The 22402-nt window shown below is 38.6% G+C and carries 18 protein-coding genes and 2 tRNA genes; 14 read left to right on the forward strand and 6 right to left on the reverse strand.

The window, feature by feature from the left end; translation table 11 throughout:
- Positions 1 to 221 precede the first annotated feature (221 nt).
- From pgi to QT16_RS06610, 8 genes are all read left to right on the forward strand, one after another.
- The gene (gene pgi / locus QT16_RS06575; RefSeq protein ID WP_039487336.1) at positions 222 to 1868 is read left to right on the forward strand and encodes a glucose-6-phosphate isomerase; all 1647 of its coding nucleotides are present in this window, start codon (positions 222 to 224) and stop codon (positions 1866 to 1868) included.
- Between the two features lie 269 nt (positions 1869 to 2137).
- The gene (gene zwf, locus QT16_RS06580) at positions 2138 to 3610 is read left to right on the forward strand and encodes a glucose-6-phosphate dehydrogenase (protein WP_024597624.1); all 1473 of its coding nucleotides are present in this window, start codon (positions 2138 to 2140) and stop codon (positions 3608 to 3610) included.
- A 2-nt stretch (positions 3611 to 3612) separates the two neighbouring features.
- Entirely contained in the window at positions 3613 to 4323 is a 711-nt protein-coding gene (pgl, locus tag QT16_RS06585) for a 6-phosphogluconolactonase (RefSeq protein WP_024606581.1), read from the forward strand.
- A gap of 336 nt (positions 4324 to 4659) precedes the next feature.
- Complete coding sequence (locus QT16_RS06590; protein WP_024597622.1) at positions 4660 to 5364, forward strand: SapC family protein; 705 nt, start codon at positions 4660 to 4662, stop codon at positions 5362 to 5364.
- Positions 5365 to 5654: 290 nt separating this feature from the next.
- Positions 5655 to 6686: an isoaspartyl peptidase/L-asparaginase family protein gene (locus QT16_RS06595; RefSeq protein ID WP_039487338.1), complete on the forward strand. Its 1032-nt coding sequence runs from the start codon at positions 5655 to 5657 to the stop codon at positions 6684 to 6686.
- A gap of 194 nt (positions 6687 to 6880) precedes the next feature.
- Positions 6881 to 10768 (forward strand): ATP-dependent RNA helicase HrpA, encoded by a 3888-nt coding sequence (hrpA, locus tag QT16_RS06600; protein WP_200886961.1) that lies wholly within the window; start codon positions 6881 to 6883, stop codon positions 10766 to 10768.
- 75 nt (positions 10769 to 10843) lie between these two features.
- Positions 10844 to 11224, forward strand: a complete 381-nt coding sequence (locus tag QT16_RS06605; RefSeq protein WP_024597850.1) for a response regulator — start codon at positions 10844 to 10846, stop codon at positions 11222 to 11224.
- A 9-nt stretch (positions 11225 to 11233) separates the two neighbouring features.
- On the forward strand, positions 11234 to 11530 hold the full coding sequence (locus QT16_RS06610; protein WP_007581065.1) for a PilZ domain-containing protein: 297 nt from the start codon (positions 11234 to 11236) through the stop codon (positions 11528 to 11530).
- A gap of 30 nt (positions 11531 to 11560) precedes the next feature.
- Here the strand turns inward: QT16_RS06610 and QT16_RS06615 are convergent, their stop codons facing one another.
- Complete coding sequence (locus QT16_RS06615; RefSeq protein ID WP_002961441.1) at positions 11561 to 12751, reverse strand: class I SAM-dependent methyltransferase; 1191 nt, start codon at positions 12749 to 12751, stop codon at positions 11561 to 11563.
- 140 nt (positions 12752 to 12891) lie between these two features.
- Between QT16_RS06615 and QT16_RS06620 the strand changes: the two genes are divergently transcribed.
- Entirely contained in the window at positions 12892 to 13548 is a 657-nt protein-coding gene (locus QT16_RS06620) for an HD domain-containing protein (RefSeq protein ID WP_039487345.1), read from the forward strand.
- A 1-nt stretch (position 13549) separates the two neighbouring features.
- Complete coding sequence (locus QT16_RS06625) at positions 13550 to 13990, forward strand: VOC family protein (RefSeq protein ID WP_039487348.1); 441 nt, start codon at positions 13550 to 13552, stop codon at positions 13988 to 13990.
- Here QT16_RS06625 and QT16_RS06630 read toward each other — a convergent pair.
- On the reverse strand, positions 13987 to 14979 hold the full coding sequence (locus QT16_RS06630) for a response regulator (RefSeq protein ID WP_002961438.1): 993 nt from the start codon (positions 14977 to 14979) through the stop codon (positions 13987 to 13989). The two genes, QT16_RS06625 and QT16_RS06630, sit on opposite strands and share 4 nt — an antisense overlap.
- 3 nt (positions 14980 to 14982) lie before the next feature.
- Positions 14983 to 18315 carry an MHYT domain-containing protein gene (locus QT16_RS06635; RefSeq protein WP_039487350.1) on the reverse strand — a complete coding sequence of 1111 codons (3333 nt, stop codon included), beginning with the start codon at positions 18313 to 18315 and terminating at the stop codon, positions 14983 to 14985.
- Between the two features lie 316 nt (positions 18316 to 18631).
- On the opposite strand from QT16_RS06635, the gene QT16_RS06640 reads away from it, so the two are divergent.
- Entirely contained in the window at positions 18632 to 19330 is a 699-nt protein-coding gene (locus QT16_RS06640; RefSeq protein ID WP_002961435.1) for a M48 family metallopeptidase, read from the forward strand.
- A gap of 62 nt (positions 19331 to 19392) precedes the next feature.
- Here the strand turns inward: QT16_RS06640 and QT16_RS06645 are convergent.
- Positions 19393 to 19477 (reverse strand) — tRNA-Tyr (locus QT16_RS06645).
- Between the two features lie 49 nt (positions 19478 to 19526).
- A tRNA-Tyr gene (locus QT16_RS06650) sits at positions 19527 to 19611 on the reverse strand.
- Positions 19612 to 19723: 112 nt separating this feature from the next.
- On the opposite strand from QT16_RS06650, the gene QT16_RS06655 reads away from it, so the two are divergent.
- The 3 genes from QT16_RS06655 to QT16_RS06665 all read left to right on the forward strand — a co-directional run bounded on the left by QT16_RS06655 (position 19724) and on the right by QT16_RS06665 (position 21844).
- Positions 19724 to 20251 carry a VC2046/SO_2500 family protein gene (locus tag QT16_RS06655; protein WP_039487352.1) on the forward strand — a complete coding sequence of 176 codons (528 nt, stop codon included), beginning with the start codon at positions 19724 to 19726 and terminating at the stop codon, positions 20249 to 20251.
- A gap of 179 nt (positions 20252 to 20430) precedes the next feature.
- Positions 20431 to 20733 carry a DUF6172 family protein gene (locus QT16_RS06660; RefSeq protein WP_002961433.1) on the forward strand — a complete coding sequence of 101 codons (303 nt, stop codon included), beginning with the start codon at positions 20431 to 20433 and terminating at the stop codon, positions 20731 to 20733.
- Positions 20734 to 20926: 193 nt separating this feature from the next.
- The gene (locus tag QT16_RS06665; RefSeq protein WP_039487354.1) at positions 20927 to 21844 is read left to right on the forward strand and encodes a GGDEF domain-containing response regulator; all 918 of its coding nucleotides are present in this window, start codon (positions 20927 to 20929) and stop codon (positions 21842 to 21844) included.
- Between the two features lie 74 nt (positions 21845 to 21918).
- On the opposite strand, the gene QT16_RS06670 is transcribed toward QT16_RS06665, so the two are convergent.
- A complete protein-coding gene (locus QT16_RS06670) occupies positions 21919 to 22398 on the reverse strand; it encodes a YchJ family protein (protein ID WP_039487357.1) in 480 nt (159 codons plus the stop codon).
- Between the last annotated feature and the right edge of the window lie 4 nt (positions 22399 to 22402).

Consider the following 22402-nt stretch of genomic DNA (forward strand, 5'->3'; position numbering starts at 1 on the left):
AAATTACAGGTAAATTAATTTATAAAATTTTTATGATACCGGTGTCAAAAGCTAAAAATTGCGTTATCATCTGCACATAAAATTATAAAAATAGCACTTTTTTTGCATTTTTAGTTATACTATTTGCGCTTTAATTTAGTGTGAATAAGTAGTATTAAGAGTTTTGCTTTTATAAAAAACATTTTTAAATCAATTGATTGAAAAAAATAGAGGATATTTCCATGTCTAACCGAACGCAACTAGCAAGTTGGCAAGCACTAGAACAAAGTGCAGCTAAGATGAAACAAACACATCTAAAAACGTTATTTGCACAAGATGACACGCGCTTTTCTCAGTTTTCTACTCAAGTACCAGGCGTATTATTCGACTATTCTAAGCAACTTATTGATAACGATGTTTTTGCTAACTTAATGTCGCTTGCTAAAGAATGCGATATTGCATCGTGGCGCGATAAAATGTTTAGCGGTGAAAAAATAAATATCACTGAGGATCGCTCAGTTTTGCATACGGCACTTCGTAATCGTGCTCACACTCCATTAATTGTTGATGGCGAAAACGTGACACAAGCCGTAGACAACGAGTTAGCTAAAATTAAAGTGTTTGTAGAAAAAGTTCGTAGCGGTAAATGGTTAGGCTATACCGGCAAAGCGGTAAAAGATGTTGTAAGTATTGGTGTTGGTGGCTCTAACCTTGGACCACAAATGGCAACTGAGGCATTAAAAGCACTTGCTGATGATACGTTAAATGTTCACTACGTATCTAATGCTGACGGTGTACAAATTTCGTCTATATTAAAAGCCATTGACCCTGAAACAACATTATTTGTTATTTCGTCAAAAACATTTACGACGTCAGAAACCATGACAAACGCAAAAACGGCGGTTGACTGGTTTTTACAAACAACAAAAGATGAAAGTACAATTGCAAAGCATTTTGTTGCAGTAAGTACAAATTTAGAAAAAACGGCAGCCTTTGGTATCAGCGACGAAAACGTATTCACTATGTGGGATTGGGTTGGTGGTCGCTTTTCACTTTGGAGTGCGATAGGCTTACCAATTGCTTTATATTTAGGGTACGACGCCTTTGAAGCAATTTTAGAAGGTGCGTTTGAAATAGACGAGCACTTTAAATCTGCGCCGTTTGAGCAAAATATACCATTAATTATGGCATTGCTTAGTGTATGGAATACGAGCTTTTTAGGTTATACAGCGCAAGCTATATTACCGTACGATCAAGCACTGCATATGTTGCCTGCGTATTTACAGCAAGGCGAAATGGAAAGTAACGGTAAACACGTTAACTTTGCAGGCGAAACGGTACCTTATACTACGGTTCCAATTATTTGGGGCATGACGGGTATTAATGGCCAGCACGCATTTTATCAGTGTTTACACCAAGGTAATGTAATTGTACCTGCAGATTTTATTGCATCAGTTAAGCCACAAGTGAATGTTGATAAGCATCACGATATTTTATTATCGAACTTCTTTGCACAAACAGAAGCGATGATGAGTGGTGTAGATGCAGCGCAAGTTACAGCGGATTTAACCGCTAAGGGTAAATCGCAAGCAGAGATTGATGAGTTATTAAATCATAAAATTCATCAAGGCAATCGTCCTACAACGTCTATGCTATTAGATACAGTAGATGCTAAAACAGTGGGCCGTTTAATTGCACTGTATGAGCATAAGATATTTTGCCAAGGCATTATTTTAGAAATATGTTCGTTTGACCAATGGGGTGTAGAGCTAGGTAAAGGTTTAGCATCTAAAATTGAGAGTGAACTCACTGATGATAGCGTGAAACACGCTCATGATAGTTCTACAAACGGCTTAATGGCGTACTACAAACAAAACCGTACGCAGTAAAAAATTCGCTTACGCAAGTAAGTAAACCGAGTACCTTTGAACGGGTAGCGCTGGAGTGCTTAGGGTCTGTATTTTTGTGAGAGGAGATACAGGGCCCCTAAGGCTCATTTAATAAGCGCAATGATAAACAATAATAATAAATCATCGATACAGAACAATTCAGCAGGCTTTTATTTAAATACAGCTATAAAAGCCATCTAATCTAGCAATAAATAGGCATACCCGCGCATTTACCAAATGTACTGGGTATCACAACGTAGAGAGTAACTATGCTTAATCCTTTTGATATTATAATTTTTGGGGGCGGTGGTGATCTTGCGTTACGCAAATTGCTACCTGCAATGTACAGAGCATATCAAGAAGGTAACTTACCTGAAGGCTCACGTATCCTACCAACAGTGCGCGAAGAATCGAAACGTGCTGAATACATAGAAACAGCGCATAAAGCATTACAAGAATTTTTAAGCAAAGGTGAGTTTAACGCTAAAGATTGGAAAGCGTTTTCTACTTTTTTAGTGCCAGTGGTAAGTAATGTTACAGAAGCAGACGACAACTGGGATGTGCTAAAAGGCATTTTAGATGAGCACGAAAGTACTAAGTCTCGTGTGTTTTACTTATCGCTTCCGCCTGCTGTTTACGGCACATGTTGTGAAATATTATCGACTAAAGGTTTAATTACACCTACATCACGCGTTGTTGTTGAAAAGCCAATTGGTTATTGCGGTGATTCTGCTGAAGCAATTAATGGAAAAATTGCAGAGTTTTTTAATGAAGAACAAATTTTCCGTATTGACCATTACTTAGGTAAAGAAACAGTACAAAACTTAATGGCGCTGCGTTTTTCAAACTCATTGTTTGAAAATATGTGGGATGCTAAATCTATTGATAATATTCAAATTAGCTTATCAGAAACGGTTGGCCTTGAAAGCCGCGCTGGTTTTTATGATAAAGCCGGTGCACTTCGTGACATGGTTCAAAACCACTTATTACAACTACTTTGCTTAGTTGCAATGGAGTCGCCTAATAAGCTAAACGCTAACAGCATTCGTAACGAAAAACTAAAAGTATTAGAAGCACTTCGCCCGCTTGTAGATGGTGATGTTGATGAAAATATTGTTCGTGGTCAATACGTACCAGGTGACTTAAACGGTAAAATTGTACCGGGTTACTTAGAAGAGCTAAATGAAGGTTCTAGTAAAACAGAAACGTTTGTAGCTATTCGCGCGCATATTGATAACTGGCGCTGGGCAGGTGTTCCATTTTACCTTCGTACGGGTAAACGTATGGCTAAGCGCTGTGCAGAAATTGTGGTTGAATACAAAAAAGTATCTCACAATATCTACGAAGATAACGTGGGTAATATCGAGCCAAATCGTCTTGTTATTCGTTTGCAGCCAGAGGAAACAATTCAACTAACGCTTATGTCTAAGCGCCTTGATAATCTTCAAATGCAACTTGAGCCAGTAACAATGAATATTGAGCTTTCACAAGCTTACAGCAATGGTTTCCACTCAGATGCGTACAAGCGTTTAATGCTTGATGCCGCTGCTGATAACCCGTCGTTATTTATTCACCGTGATGAAGTTCGTCAAGCGTGGAAGTGGATTGATCCAATCATCGACCGTTGGCAAGACAAAGGCAAGCCTGCGCTTTACCGTGCTGGTAGCTGGGGACCTGATGATGCTGATGAATTATTGGCAGAAAACAATCATGTATGGTTTAACACAGGCGATAAGGTATAAGCATGGCAACACTAGTTGAAAAGTTTTTTGATGATAAAGACGCGTTAACAGCTGAGCTTTCTGCAACGCTTGAGCAATCATTACGTGATGGCATTAAAAACGATGGCCGTGCTGTATTAATGGTGTCGGGCGGCTCGTCTCCTGCGCCCGCTTATAAGCATTTATCAACACTTGATTTAGATTGGCAACACGTTGATGTTGCTATGGTTGATGAGCGTTGGGTAGACCCAAGCCATGAAAAAAGTAATGAAGCATTTATTAAAAGTACTTTATTACAAAATCATGGTAGTGCTGCCAACTTTATTACTATGAAGAACGCTGCAGCAACGGCTCAACAGGGCGCGCAAGAGTGTGAAGCGGCTTATAGCGAGCTAAAAAGCCCATATGATGTAACTATTTTAGGTATGGGCCCAGATGGCCATACAGCGTCGTTATTCCCAAATGCAGACGGTTTGGAGCATGGTTTAACAACTGAGCAAACAGTATGTGCAATTAATGCGATACAAAGTGATGTGACGGGTAGTATTACTGAGAGAATGACATTAACTTTAAATGCCATTGCGCAATCTAAAGTGGTTAAGCTTTTAATTAGCGGTGAAGAAAAACTCGCTGTTTATAAGCAAGCAAAAGCGGGCGGCGATGTTAATGACATGCCACTACGCGCTGTGCTTAATCACCCAAGTATCAATATTGAAGTATATTGGGCACCTTAATTTAGATGCCAATTTAATTTTTAAAGGCCGCTTATATAAGCGGCCTTTTTTATTTGCTTAAATTTAAGCCTAAACACTGCAAAAAAATAGCTTTGAACTGTTAACCAATGTTAATGAATAACTTTGGTTTGTATTAAAATCAACCACGAAGTGTGTTGTTTTTGAACAAAGTTTATGAGTTTGAGCTGTATGTTTTTTAGCAACGTTCAGATTTAGTTAAATTTTATTTTTTCATGGTTGTTGTCATAAAAGTTTCCCTTCCTTTTTTAGCTCAAAAGCATTAGCCTAAAGGCATTAACAATGAAACATATAAATTAAAATAAACGGAGCAGTAACATGGCGGAGCAACAAGTACAGCCTTTACACAACGAAAAACATGCCAACACTAAAATTCAAAACGGCATCAATGTAGAATTCATGAAAACTCAACACTTAGTGCCAGTAGTTGCACATGAGTTTGCACGTGTAGCAAACGAGTTTCCAATGTCATTCGTTAAAAACAACGAAACAGGCACTTTTCAAGCAGTTGCTATGTTTGGCTTAGAGCCAGGCGAAAACCTTTTTGTAGAAGATGGTAAATGGACTGCAGCATTTGCACCTATGGCATCTACTCGTTACCCACTTGGTTTAGTTAAACACCCAGATCAAGATCAATACGGTATCGTAATTGATGAAGCAAGTGCGCTTGTTGGTGAAGACGAAGGTAACGCATTATTTGAAAACGGCGAAGAAACAGATTACCTAAAACGTCGTAAAGAAGCGCTAGTATCATTTATTGAGTTTTCTCAAGTAACTGAAGCGTTCACTAAATTCCTTGCTGATAAAGAGCTACTAATTGCGCAAACGCTAACAGTAGACATTAAAGGCGAGAAAAAAGACATCAACGGTATTTACCTTATCGATGAGAAAAAACTAAACGAGTTAAGCGATGCTGATTTCTTAGAGCTTCGTAAACGTGGTTACTTAGCACCAATTTACTCGTTCTTAACGTCTACTCACCAAGTAGCACGTTTAGCGCGTTTAAAAGCTAAACAAGCTTAATTATACCAATTGCATTAAATTAGTGATCTATTATAGCGATAAAAAAATGGCTCAATAACAAGGCTAAAATTATGATACATAGTTGTTCTATATAAATAATTTTCAACGTAGTTAGTGAGCTATTTAATACGCTAGAATGACCATGTTTTTAATAAAATTGGTATTACAAACACGTAAAATTTTAAAAAGCGCCTTAAGGCGCTTTTTTTATGCCATTAAACTCACTTTAGTTGAAATTAAGTCCGTAACCATTCACATTAGTTTATAACTTCCCCATAAAAGAACTCATTATGAAAACACCATTATTAGCCATTTTTGCGAGCAGCCTTGTTGCTTTAAGCAATAGTGCATTAGCTGCAGAGACTCCTTTTGCCATTGCGATTCATGGTGGGGCAGGGACAATTGAAAAAGCACGATTTACACCCGCTCAAGAAAAAGAGTATCGGGCAAAATTAACGCAAGCAGTAGAGACCGGTTATAAAGTATTACACCAAGGCGGCGAAAGCTTAGATGCGGTGATTGCAGCAATTGCAGTATTAGAGCAATCCCCTTATTTTAATGCAGGGCGTGGAGCGGTATACACCTACGATGGCGGGCATGAGCTTGATGCATCCATAATGGATGGTCGAAACCGTGAAGCAGGCGCAGTTTCGGGTGTAAAGCATATTGAGAGCCCAATTAACTTAGCGCGTTTGGTAATGGATAACTCTGTACACGTAATGCTTAGTGGGCAAGGCGCTGAAGAGTTTGCTAAAGAGCAAGGTGTTGAGCTTGTCGAAAATAACTTATTTGATACCGAGCCTCGCTACAAAGCGCTTTTAAAAGCAAAACAAAAATTAGATAAAGCCAAAGCAACCAGTAAAGAGTACCAAGCCGCGCACAAAGCATTACCTAACTCTTACAAAATGGGCACGGTTGGCGCTGTGGCGCTTGATAAAAATGGTAATTTAGCGGCAGGTACATCAACAGGTGGTATGACCGCAAAACGTTATGGTCGTGTGGGGGATGCGCCGGTAATTGGGGCCGGAACATTTGCTGAAAATGAATCGTGCGCGGTATCGGCAACAGGGCATGGTGAATACTTTATTCGCTATAACGTAGCGAGCGATATATGTGCGCGAGTTAAGTACCAAGGTAAAACCATAGCCGAAGCTGGGGATGAAGTTATAAACGGTGTGCTTAAGCCTATTGGTGGCACGGGCGGTGTAATTATTATTGATACAAAGGGTAATATTAGCTTACCGTTTAATACCTCTGGCATGTATCGGGCAAGTAAATCGAATACGCAAGCGACCTACGTGGGCATTTTTAGTGACGAATAAGCCAACGTCATTTAATTTATTCAATGTAGTTAGCTCTGAAAATAATCGTTTAAAATAAATTTATTACTCACAGTTTAGTTCAATAGCAGCGTTTATATAACAAACAACCCCGCGTTATGCATTTTGTAGGATTAACCCCAGCCGTTTAATTTGATACAATTACGGCTCTTTAACTAATTTTATAAGGTATGCGGGTGGTAAACCTAGGTCAGTTGTTTGGCGAGCTAAAAACGTGCTTAAAAAAAGATCAATTCATTTTCAAAAAACGCTTACATGGCGTAAAAAAAATAACGGATGAAAACAAGCATGCCAACGCGCTTGAAAAAATAGCGGCTGATATAACCCGTAGCCAAGAATTACGCGATAAACGCTTAGCTGGCCTCCCTAAAGTGACTTACCCTGAGCAATTGCCGGTAAGTCAAAAAAAGGAATTAATTAAAGACGCCATTGCAAATAACCAAGTGGTTATTATTGCCGGTGAGACGGGCTCAGGTAAAACAACGCAAATACCTAAAATGTGTTTAGAGCTTGGTCGCGGTGTTGATGGTTTAATTGGTCATACGCAACCACGTCGATTAGCAGCACGAACGGTGGCTAATCGTATTGCTGAAGAAATGAAGTGTGAACTTGGTCAGCAAGTTGGCTTTAAAATTCGTTTTAGCGATCAGGTATCTAATAATACGTATATTAAATTAATGACCGACGGTATTTTGCTGGCTGAAATTCAGCAAGACCGTTTTTTAAATCAATACGACACGATTATTATTGATGAAGCGCATGAGCGTAGTTTAAATATTGATTTTATTTTAGGTTACTTAAAAAACCTGCTTCCAAAACGCCCTGATTTAAAAATAATAATTACCTCAGCGACTATTGATCCTGAGCGCTTTTCAAAGCACTTTGATGATGCGCCCATTATAGAAGTATCGGGTCGTACTTTCCCTGTTGATGTGCGCTACAACCCTATTACTGATATTAATAAAGATGATATGGAAGCGGAGGGCGATCAGCTACAAGGTATTTTTGATGCCGTTGATGAGCTGTGCACTGAAGGCCCTGGCGATATTCTCATATTTTTAAATGGTGAGCGTGAAATACGCGATACCGCAGATGCACTTAGCAAGCGTAATTTAAAACACACCGATGTATTGCCACTTTACTCGCGTTTATCTAACGCAGAGCAAAACCGTATATTTGCGCCGCATTCTCGTCGTCATATTATTTTATCGACTAACGTAGCCGAAACATCATTAACCGTGCCGGGTATTCGTTATGTAATAGACCCAGGTACTGCGCGTATAAGTCGCTACAGCTATCGTACAAAAGTACAGCGCCTACCAATAGAGCCTATATCACAAGCAAGTGCTAATCAGCGTATGGGTCGTTGTGGACGTGTTGAAGCGGGTATTTGTATTAGGTTGTACTCTGAGGATGATTTTTTATCACGTCCAGAGTTTACCGACCCTGAAATACTGCGTACTAACCTTGCGTCTGTTATTTTACAAATGTTGGCGCTAGGGCTTGGTGATATGGCACAATTCCCGTTTGTACAAGCGCCAGATAGCCGCAATATTAATGATGGCCTAACATTGCTTGAAGAGCTACAAGCGGTAAAACCAGCTAAACGCGATAGTAAAACCAGCCTAACTCAATCGGGCAGGGAGCTTAGTCGATTACCCGTTGACCCACGTTTAGCAAAAATGGTGCTAACAGCCCATAAACTTGGCGCATTGCGTGAAGTGATTATTATTGTGGCGGCGTTGTCTATTCAAGACCCACGTGAACGCCCACAAGAAAAACGTGCTGCTGCCAATGAAAAACACGGTCGTTTTGATGATCCAGATTCTGATTTTATCGCTTTTTTAAACTTATGGAATTACCTAGAAGAGCAGCAAAGCGAGCTGACTAATAGCCAATTTAGAAAGCTGTGTCAAAAAGACTTCTTAGCCTATATGCGCCTGCGTGAATGGCAAGATATTGTTTATCAAATAAGTACTGTGTGTAACGAAATGGGCATGAAAGCAACCAGCCAAGCGGCTGATGGCGAACTTGTTCACAAAGCGTTGTTAAGCGGGATGCTAAGCCATATTGGCTTTAAAGATGAAAAACAAATATACAAAGGCGCACGTAATAGTCAGTTTCATATTTTTCCGGGTTCAGGTTTATTTAAAAAGAGCCCTAAATGGATTATGTCGGCAGAGCTGGTAGAAACCAGTAAATTATATGCCCGCACAAATGCAAAAATAGACATTAACTGGGTAGAACCATTAGCACAGCACTTAGTTAAACGTAGTTACACAGAACCTCATTGGGAGAAAAAGCCAGGTGCGGTAATCGCGTTTGAACAGCAAACTTTATACGGCTTACTTGTTGTAAATAAACGCCGCTGTGTTTATAGCAACATAGACCCTAAAGTGAGTCGAGAGCTTTTTGTGCGCACTGCATTAGTTGAGCAAGAACTGGGCTTAAACGAGGGCTTTTTAGCGTTTAACCGTGAGCTAATAGAAGATATTCAAGTTCTGGAAAATAAGTCACGTCGTCGTGATATTTTAGTTGATGAGCAAACGTTATTTGAGTTTTACGATAAAAAAATACCCAAAGAAATTAATAACCGCGCTGCATTTTTAAAATGGTATAAAACACAAAAACAACAAAATAAGCATTACCTACACATGACTCGTGAAGAGCTAATGCAGCATGGTGCAAGTAATATCACTGAGTTTGACTACCCTGACACATGGCAGCAAGACAATATTATATTGCCGCTTGCTTATCATTTCGACCCAGGCCAAGCAGTTGATGGCGTTGCGGTACAAATACCAGTAGCGCTTTTAAATCAAGTACAAGAAAGTGGTTTTGACTGGCACATACCAGCATTTAGGCATGAGCTAATAAGTGGGCTTATAAAGTCATTGCCTAAATCGCTTCGTCGTAATTTTGTGCCAGCACCAAACTATGCTGATGCAGTACTGGCAGCTATTGAGCCAATGCAAGGTAGCTTAATTGATGCTTTAGCCACGCGTTTATTAAGAATGACAGGTGTGAGGGTTGATCCCGAGGCATGGGATTTAAGTGCATTAGCACCGCATTTACGATTACAGTTTGAAGTACGTGATGAGAGCGATAAGTTACTTGCACGAGGACTTGATTTAGCCAAGCTCAAAGCAGAGCTGCAAGGTGAAGTAACCGAAACACTGTCTAAAGTAGCCGATAAAGGCATTGAAAAATCAGACCTAACACAATGGGACTTTGGTGAGTTACCGGCTTCATACGTTAAAAAGCAAGGTCAATATGAGATAAAAGCATACCCTGCGCTGGTGGACAAAAAATCAGCCGCTGCAGTGGAGCTTTTTGATAGCGAAGCAAAAGCGCAGCAAGCACATAAACAAGGTTTGCGCCGTTTAGTACTATTAAATGTGCCATCGCCAATTAAGTACTTACAACAAAACTTACCGAATAAGGCAAAGCTGGGTTTGTACTTTAACCCATTTGGTAAAATAGCTGATTTAATTGATGACTGTATTGCCGCAGGTGTTGATAGCTTATTAGTAAAACACGGTGATATACGCGACGAAAAAGCATTTGAAACAGTAAAAGAGCAAATACGCGGTGAGCTGGGCGATGCCGTTGTATCGATTGCAACGCAAGTTGAGCAAGTATTAAGTATTGCTCATGCGCTGCATAAAAAAATGAAAGGGCGCGTTGATTTAACCATGATAACCGCGCACGGCGATATTAAGTCACAGCTTGAGTCACTTATATTTAAAGGTTTTGTGAGCGCGCATGGCGCAGATAAAATAGCGGATTTAATTCGTTATTTAAAAGCGATTCAAAAACGTTTAGAAAAGCTGCCTGTGGATCCAAATCGTGATAGGTTATGTGTACTAGAGCTAGATAAAGTTGCGCAAGAGTATAAAAAAGTAGTTAATAAAACGCCTAAAGGGTTGCCTATACCACAAGAGGTAACCGCTATTTTTTGGATGCAACAGGAGCTTAGAGTGTCGTTATTTGCTCAAACACTAGGGACGCCTTACCCAATTTCAGCCAAGCGGGTACTTAATGCGATAAAAGAGATAGAATAAAACTTGCATTTTCTATTAAGCTTAGTACCTTAATAGAAGGATTTATTTTTGTTTTGAAAAGGAAGCGACATAGTTATGTCCTCATCGATTGAACATAAAACAAAGCGACTTTTAGTGGTAGATGACGAGTATTTTAATTTTGAAATGCTCAAAGCCGCACTAGCGTCGAAATTTGATGTTAGTTACGCAGATTCAGGGCAAAGCTGCCTTGCGTCAGCAATTGCGAGTCCGCCAGATATAATTTTGCTTGATGTTTGTATGCCTGGTCTTGATGGTTATGATACATGCCGAATGCTAAAGCACACACCTGAAACAAAAAATATTCCTGTTGTTATGGTATCGGGCCTAGAGTCCCCATCTGAAAAACAAGCAGGGTTTGATGCTGGTTGTAACGCGTATGTTGTAAAGCCATTTTCAGTGGGTGCTTTGTTGGAAGAAATTAACACGGTTGTTTAGAGGTAACATATGTTTACTGATGATAAGCGAAATTTTAGACGCATGCAGATTAACACTCCTGCAAATTTAACAACGATAGAACCAATAGCGGGTTTAAGTTTTGCCGCAGAGTGCGTGGATTTAAGTGCAACAGGTTTATCAATTCATTTAGATGAATTGCTTGAACCTAATACCTTACTGACGGTGAACATTGATTCGACTCATCCAAGTATTGCGCCTTTAAATGCAACAGCAAAAGTAATACGTGCCAGCAAAGAAGATGATGGCACGGTAACAGCAGGTCTTGAAATCATTCAGTTTAACTAAATCGAATTCAGTTAAACTCAATAGTAGATATTAAAAAACCTTACAGATTAAGCCTTTTAAGTAAAAGCCTTCAGGGTAGCTGCCAGCAATTGGGTGATCGGCTGCCTGGTTTAATCGCTCCATTATCAGTAGGTCTTTACCTGCATCAAGTGCTGCATCGGCTACTACTTTTTGAAACAAGTTTTGTTCCATTAAACCAGAGCATGAGAATGTTAATAGTGTTCCGCCTGGTTTTAGTATTTGCATGGCAATCATGTTGATATCTTTATAGCCACGACACGCGCCCGTTAACTGCGCTTTATTATCAGCAAATTTTGGTGGGTCCATTACGATGGTATCAAACTGTCTACCTTCGTCGCGGTATTGGCGTAATAATTTAAATACATCCTGCTTAACAAAGCTCACTTTGTTTAAATCTAAGTTATTATGCTCAACATTACGCTTTGCTGTATCTAAAGCAGGTTGTGATACATCTACGTTAGTTACATGCTCACATCCACCACGCAGGGCATACAACGAGAATGTACCTGTGTAACTAAAGCAGTTAAGGACAGTTTTACCTTTTGAGAAGCGCTCAAGTGCAGCACGGCTGTCACGCTGATCTAAGTAAAATCCTGTTTTGTGACCTTCAATTATATCAACTTCGATTTTTAAGCCGTTTTCTTCAATAAGCACAGGCTCTTTTGGTTCATTGCCCCAAAGTGCGCCTTTAATTGGTTCTAAGCCTTCTTTAGTACGTACATCTACGTCAGAACGCTCATATATGCTAGAGCCGGGGAAAATAGACATCAACGCGCCTACAATCTCGCCTTTATGGCGCTCGGCACCGGCGCTTAATAGCTGACACACTAACACGTTATCAAACTTATCGATTGTAACGCCTGGTAAGTAATCAGACTCAGCAGCACATAAGCGAAACCCTGTTAATCCGCCTTCTTCAATAACTTGACTACGGGCTTCTAATGAGCGACGTAAACGGCGTTCAAAAAAGTGTTGATCGATGACTTCTTTTTCGTCAAAGCTCCAAACACGTGCACGAATTTGTGAGTGAGGGCTATACGCAGCAGTTGCTAAAAACTTACCTTCGCTATCGTGAATCGTTACTGTGTCGCCTAATCCAGGTTTACCTTTAATTTTTTTGATGGCTTTTGAAAATAACCAAGGGTGTTTTCTTTTTAATGATTTATCGCGACCAGCTTGTAGGTAAACGGCAGATGACATAAGGCTTCTCAGTAGTAATAAATAAGCGCTGTATTTTAGTCAAGCAAGGAGCAACATACAATGAATGTTTTGCAAGGGGGGCATAAAGCACGGTAAAGTACGGATAATTCATTGATTAATTAGCTTTTTGGAACCTAACTTTGTCTGACGTCGCTTTAAGCCCTGATTTAGAAATACTTAACTCACAATGTAGAGGGTTTATCGCCTCTTTAGTGCATGCCGATGTTGCTCATGACATTACTCATATAGAGCGAGTGGTGCGCGTTGCAATACAGTTATGTAATGCGGAGCAGGCAAACATGTCAGTAGTATTACCTGCAGCGTGGATGCACGACTGTGTGGCGGTGGCTAAAAACCACCCTGATCGTGCAAAAGCCTCTACTATGGCAGCTGATAAGGCATTGGAATTTTTAAAATCGATTAATTATGACGAGTCACTTTTTGATGAGATTCATCATGCAATTGCAGCACATAGCTTCAGCGCAAATATAAAAATTAAAACAGTTGAAGCGCAAATAGTACAAGATGCCGACAGAATGGATGCATTGGGCGCTATTGGCGTTAGCCGATGCATGAAGGTTGGTGGATCAATTTCTCGGTTATTATATAACCCAAATGACCCTTTTTGTGTTGAACGCGAGGCTGATGATAAAACATACACGCTTGATCATTTTTTCATAAAGTTATTACATATTGCCGATAGTATGAATACCCCATCAGCTAAAGCAGAGGCGAATAGACGAACAAGGTATATGCATGAGTTTTTAGAGCAATTAAAGTCAGAAATTGGTGAGTAACGTGAATAATACAAGCATACCGAAATTATCAGGCATTGATCATTGCCATTTAAATGTTGATAACTTAGCTAATGCCGTTAAGTGGTATGAGCGGGTTTTAGGTTTTAGCGTAGTGCCAGAGCTTGCCTTTTGGAATGAGCATGGGCGAGGCCCTTTAACGCTTGAGGATGCTTGTTCAACCACTCGTTTAGCATTGTTTGAAGGAGAGGGGCGCAGTAAAGGGATTGCATTTTTGGCCTCAGGGGATCAATTTATTCAATGGCGTATTCATCTTGAGAGTTTAAATATAAAAGTAGTTTTAGCAGATCATGGTGTAACGTTTTCTATGTACTTTAAAGACGAAAGTGGTAATAGCCATGAAATTACGTCACATGACTATCGTTATATAAAATCTTGTTACCCAAATGTTGAGCTTGGCTCTCACAGTGCTAAAAAGAATTAGCTTTCTTGATTTGCATTTTTTATAGCAATAATATCGTCTAAGTTTTTTACTAATAGCTCGATTAGAGCGGGATCGAAATGAGTTCCTGCTTGCTCTTGCATGTGCAAAACTGTTTTCTCTACGCTCCAAGCCTCTTTGTAAGGGCGTTTTGAGGTAAGTGCATCAAATACGTCAGCTATAGCAACAATTCTACCTTCAACTGATATTTCTTCGCCTTTGATCCCGTTAGGATAGCCTGAGCCATCCCATTTTTCGTGGTGTTCAATTGCAAGTGTATGCGCAAGTTGTAGTAAAGGAGATGATGAGTTTGCTAAAATTTGCGCGCCAATGGTGGCGTGTTCTTTCATATGATCAAACTCTTCAGAGGTTAACTTTCCAGGTTTGAGTAGGATAGCGTCAGGAATACCTATTTTTCCTACATCGTGCATTGGGGCAGCTTGACGTAAAAGCTCTGCACGTTGCTCATCCATACCTAGTGCTAACGCTAATACTTTACTGTATTGGCTCATGCGCACAATATGTTCACCCGTGTCGGTGTCTTTATATTCCGCTGCACGGCCTAGACGTTCTACTAAATCTACATGAGCTTGCTTTAATTGCTCTGCTTGTACTAGCGACAAGTGAGTATTAACCCTTGCTCTTACAATGGCAGGGCTTATTGGTTTAGTAATATAATCTACTGCGCCTAACTCAAAACCTTTGTATTCATCGCTTTCATCGCCAAGCGCAGTTACAAAAATAATTGGGATGTGTGATGTTTTAGGATTTCTCTTAACAATTTGGCACACTTCAAAGCCATTCATATCTGGCATCATTATGTCGAGCAAAATTAGCTTTGGTAGTTCTTTTTCAAGTAGTGCTAGTGCGGCATCACCAGATTTAGCAAACGACATACGATATTGATTACCTAACACTTCGCGCATTACTTTTAGATTTGCAGGCTCATCGTCAACAATTAATACCCGTGGCCTATCTGTCGTAAAATCCATTAATTAATACTCATTGTTTGTTAGTTTTTCAAGTAAGGTTTCTAGTATTACGTGTGCTTTATCAAAATCAAATTCATCAAAGGCTTCGGCTATATCATCAACTTCATTTTGAAAGGTAGAAGGTGCGCCGCGTTGCAACTTTGCGAGTAGTTCATCATTTAATTCTGCGTTTTGCGCATCTTGATGAAGTGTTTCACACAGTGACTTAATTTCATCTATTGATAGAGTGTCTGAGCTATCATCTTCAGGCTTGCTATTTGGCTCATCGCAAGTATTTGATGACAGCAGTTGCGTTATAATAAGTAGTTCGTTTTTGATATCGTCTAAAAGACTAATAACTTTAGCATCACTTTGCTTGTGCTCTAAATCGGTTAATAACTTCATTAACGTTGTTAGCCCTAAGTTACCAGCAACACCTTTGAGTGTGTGAATGAGGCTATCGACATCTTTTATGTTTGATAATTTATCATTAAATAATCTCTCAAACCGCTTATCACTATCACTTATAAACTTAGTAATCTCTGTAAGTTGCTTACACTTAGAACCCCAAAGTGCTAATCCTTTTTCAAAATCTATATGCTGCGCTTTAGGATCGCTTTGCGATATAACCATTTCTTTTGCAATACCAAGCCCCAGCACTTGCGCTATTTCTTGGTTAAGCTGATTTATATCGACGGGTTTATTGGCAAAGCCATTCATGCCTGCTTTTTTAGCCGTAAGCTTATCTTGCTGTAATACGCTTGCTGTGAGCGCGATAATTGGCGTGTACTTAAGCTGCCTTTGGTTTTCTATTGCTCTTATTTTTTGTGCTGCTTGTATGCCATCACACAATGGCATATGTATATCCATTAATATGACATCAAAGTCTTGCTCTTCAAATACTTTAATCGCTTCAAGTCCGTTTGACGCTTTGGTAACTGAATGCTGATCGCGTGACAGAAGCAAAGACAGTAGTTCTGTATTTTGCTCTATATCATCAACTACTAGCACTCTAAGTGCAGGCAGTTGGGTGTGTAGACCATCAAAATAATCTATTTTAGATTCGTCACCTAAAGTAAGCGGCAATGAAAAGTAAAAACAGGTGCCTTTACCTAGCTCACTTACTAAGTTTATTGTTCCGCCCATAAGCTCTACAAGTTGTTTACTTATGGTTGTACCAAGGCCTGTACCACCAAAGCGGCGGGTAGTAGTGCCATCGGCTTGTTCAAAAGGTTGAAATACAGCTTGAATACGATCTTTTGCAATACCAATTCCGGTATCTTGCACTTCAAAAAACAGATGCTGATTTTGTGTCATGCCAACGGTGACCGTAACAGAGCCTTCTTCGGTAAACTTAATCGCGTTACCAATTAGATTAGTGAGTACTTGTCTGAGTCGATCTGGGTCGCCGTAGTACGTAGAACTTACTGATTCTTTAATATGGAGTTTAAGTTCTAAATCTTTCTTTTTAGCTTCTAGCCAAAAAGTAGAAATAATGCTGTCTATCACTGGTTTTAAGCTAAAGTGGACTGGCTCAATGGTGAGCTTACCGCGTTCTAGTTTTGCAGAGTCGAGAATTTCATTTAACAATCTTAGCAATGAACGCGCTGCATTATTTACGGTAACCAAGTGCTTTTGTTGTTCTTGATCAAGTGGGGTGTCCATTAATAGATCGCTAAAACCTATTATAGAATTCATTGGGGTGCGTATTTCATGGCTCATATTAGCCATAAAAGATTGCTTTGCATGAGCAGCTTCTTCAGCTTTAAATTTAGCTTGCTCTAGTTTTTCTTCATATTCTTTGCGTTCAGTAATATCGACTAAAACACCATCAATCCACTTTGGGTTGCCTTGAGCATCAAAGTCGATACTCCCTTTATCTAACAACCACAAAATTTTGCCATTTCTATGTCTAATTCGGTATTCAATAGAATATTGAGACTTTGCATCAACAGCTTTAGTGACTTCATCAACTATTTGTTTTTGGTCTGATTTCAAGACCAAGTCATTAAACTCGATACAATGCTCTGTAAACTCATTTGGGTTATACCCTGTAAGCTCAATTATATTTGGACTAATAAATAACATAGTCCAGTTGTCATCAAACTTGCATCTAAACGCGACTCCGGGCATGTTATCGATAAGAGAGCGGTATTTTTGTTCTTTCTCTTCTAAACTTTGCTGCAAAGCGCGTTGTTCGGTCAAGTCGGTGATAAAGCCAACATATAAAGGGTTATGGCCCGGCTGATTTACTTCGCCTATACCTAAGCGAATAGGAAAAACATATCCGTTCATGTGTTTTGCATATACATCACGGTTTATGCCTATTATTTTACCTAGATCAACATTGTGAGCATTTAAGAGGTATTCGTCGTGATGCTTGGCAATGTTATCGTCCATTAGCATTTTTACGTTTTTGCCTTGAACTTGGTTTTCTTGCCAGCCAAAAATTTTACTTGCGGCTTCATTAAAACTTAAAATAATACCAGTATGGTCAATGGTAACAATGCCATCTATAGCGGTGCCTAAAATAGCATTTAGACGGGATTCTTTTGCCGACTTATCCTCAAGTAGCATGCGATAGCGAACCATACCATTTATTACACCAACCACGCTTGTAATCGCGATAGTTGCTGTGGCGACTGCAATGGCGATAAAAGTTAGTCCTGCGGTTGCGTTAGCATCATCATAGATTAGTGGCGATGTAGCTACAAAACGTGTAGCGGCCATACCCATATAGTGCATACCAGCAACAGCACACCCTAAAATAACAGCGCTAATTGAGTTATTTTGAAGAGGTGATAAAGAGGGTAAAAAACGCTCAAGATTAAAGCGACTGTAAAGGGCTATAAAGGAGAGGGCTACAGCAACAATGATTGATAACGCAAATATCAATGGATCATATCTAAGTAAAGGAGCAAGATCCATTGCAGCCATGCCGCTATAATGCATAGTGCCAATGCCGGCTCCTAGTAACACGGAGCAAATCGACAATACTTTTAGATTCCCTTTACTATTTACTAGCATTGATACAGCGTACTGACATGCAATAAATGCTGGTATAAAAGAAAGGAGAGTGATTGTTGGATCATAATCAATATTAGTACACAGTGAAAAGGCAAGCATACCAATAAAGTGCATACTCCAAATACCAGCCGAAAAAACAGTAGCAGCGGTCACATTTGCTAAACGTTGGTAGCTAGGAAATTGAGTTTCTTTTGCGAGATCTATAAGTCTAATGGTGAAAAAGGCTGCAAAAATAGCAATTAGCAATGACATTGAAACTAATAGAGGATCGTAAACGCCATTAATGATTAAGCTAGGATCTTGGTCTGTGATAAAAAAAGCTGATAACATAATGGCTCAAAATATAATCTTTATTTATCAAGTTTAATCTAATTAATTAATAAATAAACTGTTAATTCAATGAAGTGATTAAAATAACGAATTTATTACTTTTAGTTTTCTTTTATTTATCAGGAAGTAGTTTTTTAGTTGGTGTTTTTTATTCTAATGTATTGCCTTTAACGGGGCTAAGTTCGATTTATATGGTCATATTTAAGTTTCTATCGAGCAACCTTAAGAAAACTAATGAATTGGCTTAACTAAGCGAAAATTACACCTTATTTGGTTTTATTAGTTGCTGGTGAATTTTCTCGTAGCAATATCATTAATGAGTATGAAAGTGTTTGAATATCAGTTAAAGAAAAGTATAAAACGTAAAACGGTTGCCATTAAAGTACATAACAAGAAGGTGACTGTATATGCCCCTCAATTTGTTAGTAATAAACACATCCAAGAATGGCTTTTTGATAAGCAGGTGTGGGTAAATGCTCAATTAACTAAACAGCACAATATTGCTGATAGCAGACAGAACCCGCTCAAAGACAAACAAATTTTAATCTTTGATAGCATTGTAAACATAGAATTTAAGCAAGGTACTAAGTCCGAAGTACTAAACTGTAACGACAGCTTGCTTATTACACACTCTTCGCGCGTTAAAAATACTTCGCAAAAATATCAGCAACTTCTTGAAGAATATTTAAAAGAGCAACTAACTGCATATATAGAAATGCGTTTAGCGTACTTCTGCGCACAAATGGGTGAAGAATTACCTACGAGTCTAAAAGTAGCTATTTATAAGCGAAAGTGGGGAAGTTGTAATAGTAAGCGAGAGCTAACATTTAATTTGCATTTAATCGGAGCCCCTTATCATGCTATTGATTATGTGATTGTTCACGAGTTAGCGCATTTACGTCACTTAAACCACAGCAAAGCTTTTTGGCAACACGTTGAGCATTTTTTTCCTAATTATAAAGCATCATCAACATGGCTAAAGAAAAACAGTATGAGTTTACAATGGGTATTTTGAAGTTACCTGAATATAGGAATATAGGAATATAGGAATATAGGAATATAGGAATAGTAGAGAAGTGGTGGAGGGAGCTGGATTCGAACCAGCGAAGGCTGAGCCGTCAGATTTACAGTCTGATCCCTTTGGCCGCTCGGGAACCCCTCCACACTAATTTTATTGCATTTGGCCCCACTTAACTTAGCGGTAAGAAAAGTGGTGGAGGGAGCTGGATTCGAACCAGCGAAGGCTGAGCCGTCAGATTTACAGTCTGATCCCTTTGGCCGCTCGGGAACCCCTCCAATGCAACGGCGCTGATAATAGCAAATTGCGTATTTAAGTAAAGAAAAAAGCTAAAGAAAATTGAAATAAAGCCGATAAATATCTATCAGTTACCACAATCGACTAAAGACTATGCAAATAGATGATTTGTTAATCACAGAGAGTCAGTTAAACAGTAGGCTCAATAATAGTGTGCATGAAAATCGCCGTGGCGAATTTTCTCTACTATTAGCGATGCTGTCACATGACGCACTCGACTTTAGCCAATTTCATTTACCAAAAACTGAAATAGATAATTTAGTTATAGAAGAAGAGGCATTAAGAAAGCAATTTGGCGTAGGTCCAAAGCAACTTTTAGCCCCTGATGAATACAATATGTTGGTTGGACAGTTTAATGCATCATTAATATCTCAAGAAGGGGAGCGCTGTGGTATGACAAGTATTAAGTTAAGGCAATGCTTAAGCCCTGAACCACTTGCGATTAGAAATGATGATAAGCATATTCCACTTAATATAATAGATAACTGTGAGCTTGCTGTCAGAAGAAGAATTAAAAGCGAACAAACACAACTAGCGAATCCCCCTATAGATGCAGCTGCTTTTTACGACAGCCTTAATAATGATGCAATACATCAACCACTTCAGCTTATTGCGGTGTGATATATGATTGTAATAATCATCAGTTAATATATGCTTTATAACGGGTCTGCTTTATATATTTGCTAATAATTGATTTAATGAAAAAAAAGCATCCAAAAATTAAATGCAATTGCTATAATGGCGTCAAATGGTATGACATGAAATGCCATTATCATTAAACCAAGGTAATTAGGAACGTAATGAAGAAAACATTCACGCTAAATCACGAGAAAATCAAATACCCTCGTATGGTTGATGCTGCAAAGCACGAAGTGAAAAAATATTTGAAAAGAGAGCGTAATAAAACGCTACCTGAAGATGCTGACTATTGGGCATTTGACTGTAAGTTTGGTAACACAGCTGAAGATGCGCAAGTTGTGCACGTTGCTGAATTAAGTAACCAAATTGGCGAAATTGAAAAGCAAGGTTTGACCTCTTTCTACGTAGAGATTTTAGCTCGACCTGCTCAACGTCAGCAATTAGATTTAGATGATGACGAATAATACTTAACTAAATTAAGTATTCAAAGTTATAAAATGAGTCCAAGTGGCTCATTTTTTGTTTTTATGCAGTAAAGATTTACTAAAAAGTATTTTTATTAGTAACCAATAAGTAGAACCCCTCTTAATTAACATTTGCATAACAAAATGTGATGCTATAGGCTGTTTTTAATTAAAAAAACAAAACATTTTTACTATGCCAATAAATTACTCTGACCATCAATTAAAACTAAGTTTAAAGAATTCTAAAGTACTTATAGTTGACGATCAGTTATTAAGCTTAATCGTATTGAAAAAAATATTATCTGAGCATTTTAATGTGACAACAGCTGGAAGTGGTGAAGAAGCAATTGAAATTTGTAATGTAAATGTACCCGATATAGTCCTACTCGATATTAGTATGGGTGGAATGAGTGGTATTGATACATGTTTAAAATTAAAAAATAATACTGAAACACAGGATATCCCAGTTATTTTTGTTACATCCTTTGAAAACGAAGAAGAAGAGTGCTGGGAAGCCGGAGCTGTTGATTTTATTAAAAAGCCGATTATAAAAGAAACACTATTTAGAAGGGTTCGTGCCCATATAACGTTAAAATTACAACACGACTTACTCAATCAAAAAGTATTTTTAGATGATTTAACTAAAGTATTCAATCGCCGTTATTTTGATGCACATTTTTCTAAAATGGAACGAAGCGCCTTACGAGAAAAAGTTGACTATGCATTATTACTCATCGATATAGATTACTTTAAGCAATACAATGATATCTATGGTCATGTGCAGGGGGATACGGTGTTAAACCTAGTAGCACAAACTATTACTAATAGTTTGCAAAGGCCAACCGATTTTGTTGCGCGTTATGGCGGCGAAGAGTTTGTAGTTGTTCTACCGCATACAAGCACTGAAGGTGCAATTTGTGTTGCTGATAAAATTAAACAGAATGTGGCCGATTTAGGAATATTACACAAATATTCAGAATATGATTTTGTGACTATTAGTATTGGCGGTGCAACCCTACAACCATACGTAAATAACAAAAACACGTTGCAGATCGCAGATGAAAAAATGTATGAGTCTAAAATGCAAGGGCGTAACAAAGTGTGTTTTTAAGTTTAGTTAGCTAATAAATCACTCTGCCACTTAAAAACACCTTTTAGGTAATAAATATTAAATAAGATTATTGATTACATGCTATGACATTTTTTGTACTTTTTATTGCTACCGCATGGGCAGTCATCATTTCTGCCTACTTTAATATCTTCAACAGGATATATAGTGCCATCTAAATAACGCCATTGAGTGTTTTCTTTAATAAACAGCGACTTTTCGTGAAGCTCACAAAATAAGTTTTGATAAAAATATTGGGCTTTAAATTCTACCGTTCCAGTATCGCCATCATGGCTTGAGTCAATTAAATCAAGATTTATAAATCGACAGCTGTTAGCAAAATCATTGATTTCTTTAACCGGATTCTCAGCTTGTTTTTCTTTTGCGTAGGTTTGATAAACATATTTTGCATTTTTAATAACATAAGCGCTGAATCGTGAGCGCATAAGTTGTTCAGGAGTGTCAGCTTGCTTAACAGATAAGTGAAGCGGCTCGCAGCAATCGGCATAATTGTGCCCACTGCTGCAAAAACATAATGTGGTATTGAGTGAAGTCATAATA

Origin of the sequence: Pseudoalteromonas distincta (assembly GCF_000814675.1) — a bacterium.
Classification (GTDB): domain Bacteria; phylum Pseudomonadota; class Gammaproteobacteria; order Enterobacterales; family Alteromonadaceae; genus Pseudoalteromonas; species Pseudoalteromonas distincta.

Excerpts from the sequence above, each read along its gene's own strand:
- QT16_RS06655 (WP_039487352.1), top strand. The coding sequence starts at position 19,724 with ATGCAAATAGATGATTTGTTAATCACAGAGAGTCAGTTAAACAGTAGG.
- QT16_RS06640 (WP_002961435.1), top strand. The coding sequence starts at position 18,632 with ATGAGTATGAAAGTGTTTGAATATCAGTTAAAGAAAAGTATAAAACGT.
- QT16_RS06665 (WP_039487354.1), top strand. The coding sequence starts at position 20,927 with ATGCCAATAAATTACTCTGACCATCAATTAAAACTAAGTTTAAAGAAT.
- QT16_RS06630 (WP_002961438.1), bottom strand. The coding sequence starts at position 14,979 with ATGGATTTTACGACAGATAGGCCACGGGTATTAATTGTTGACGATGAG.
- pgl (WP_024606581.1), top strand. The coding sequence starts at position 3,613 with ATGGCAACACTAGTTGAAAAGTTTTTTGATGATAAAGACGCGTTAACA.
- QT16_RS06590 (WP_024597622.1), top strand. The coding sequence starts at position 4,660 with ATGGCGGAGCAACAAGTACAGCCTTTACACAACGAAAAACATGCCAAC.
- QT16_RS06595 (WP_039487338.1), top strand. The coding sequence starts at position 5,655 with ATGAAAACACCATTATTAGCCATTTTTGCGAGCAGCCTTGTTGCTTTA.
- QT16_RS06660 (WP_002961433.1), top strand. The coding sequence starts at position 20,431 with ATGAAGAAAACATTCACGCTAAATCACGAGAAAATCAAATACCCTCGT.
- QT16_RS06670 (WP_039487357.1), bottom strand. The coding sequence starts at position 22,398 with ATGACTTCACTCAATACCACATTATGTTTTTGCAGCAGTGGGCACAAT.
- zwf (WP_024597624.1), top strand. The coding sequence starts at position 2,138 with ATGCTTAATCCTTTTGATATTATAATTTTTGGGGGCGGTGGTGATCTT.
- QT16_RS06605 (WP_024597850.1), top strand. The coding sequence starts at position 10,844 with ATGTCCTCATCGATTGAACATAAAACAAAGCGACTTTTAGTGGTAGAT.
- QT16_RS06635 (WP_039487350.1), bottom strand. The coding sequence starts at position 18,315 with ATGTTATCAGCTTTTTTTATCACAGACCAAGATCCTAGCTTAATCATT.
- pgi (WP_039487336.1), top strand. The coding sequence starts at position 222 with ATGTCTAACCGAACGCAACTAGCAAGTTGGCAAGCACTAGAACAAAGT.
- QT16_RS06615 (WP_002961441.1), bottom strand. The coding sequence starts at position 12,751 with ATGTCATCTGCCGTTTACCTACAAGCTGGTCGCGATAAATCATTAAAA.
- QT16_RS06610 (WP_007581065.1), top strand. The coding sequence starts at position 11,234 with ATGTTTACTGATGATAAGCGAAATTTTAGACGCATGCAGATTAACACT.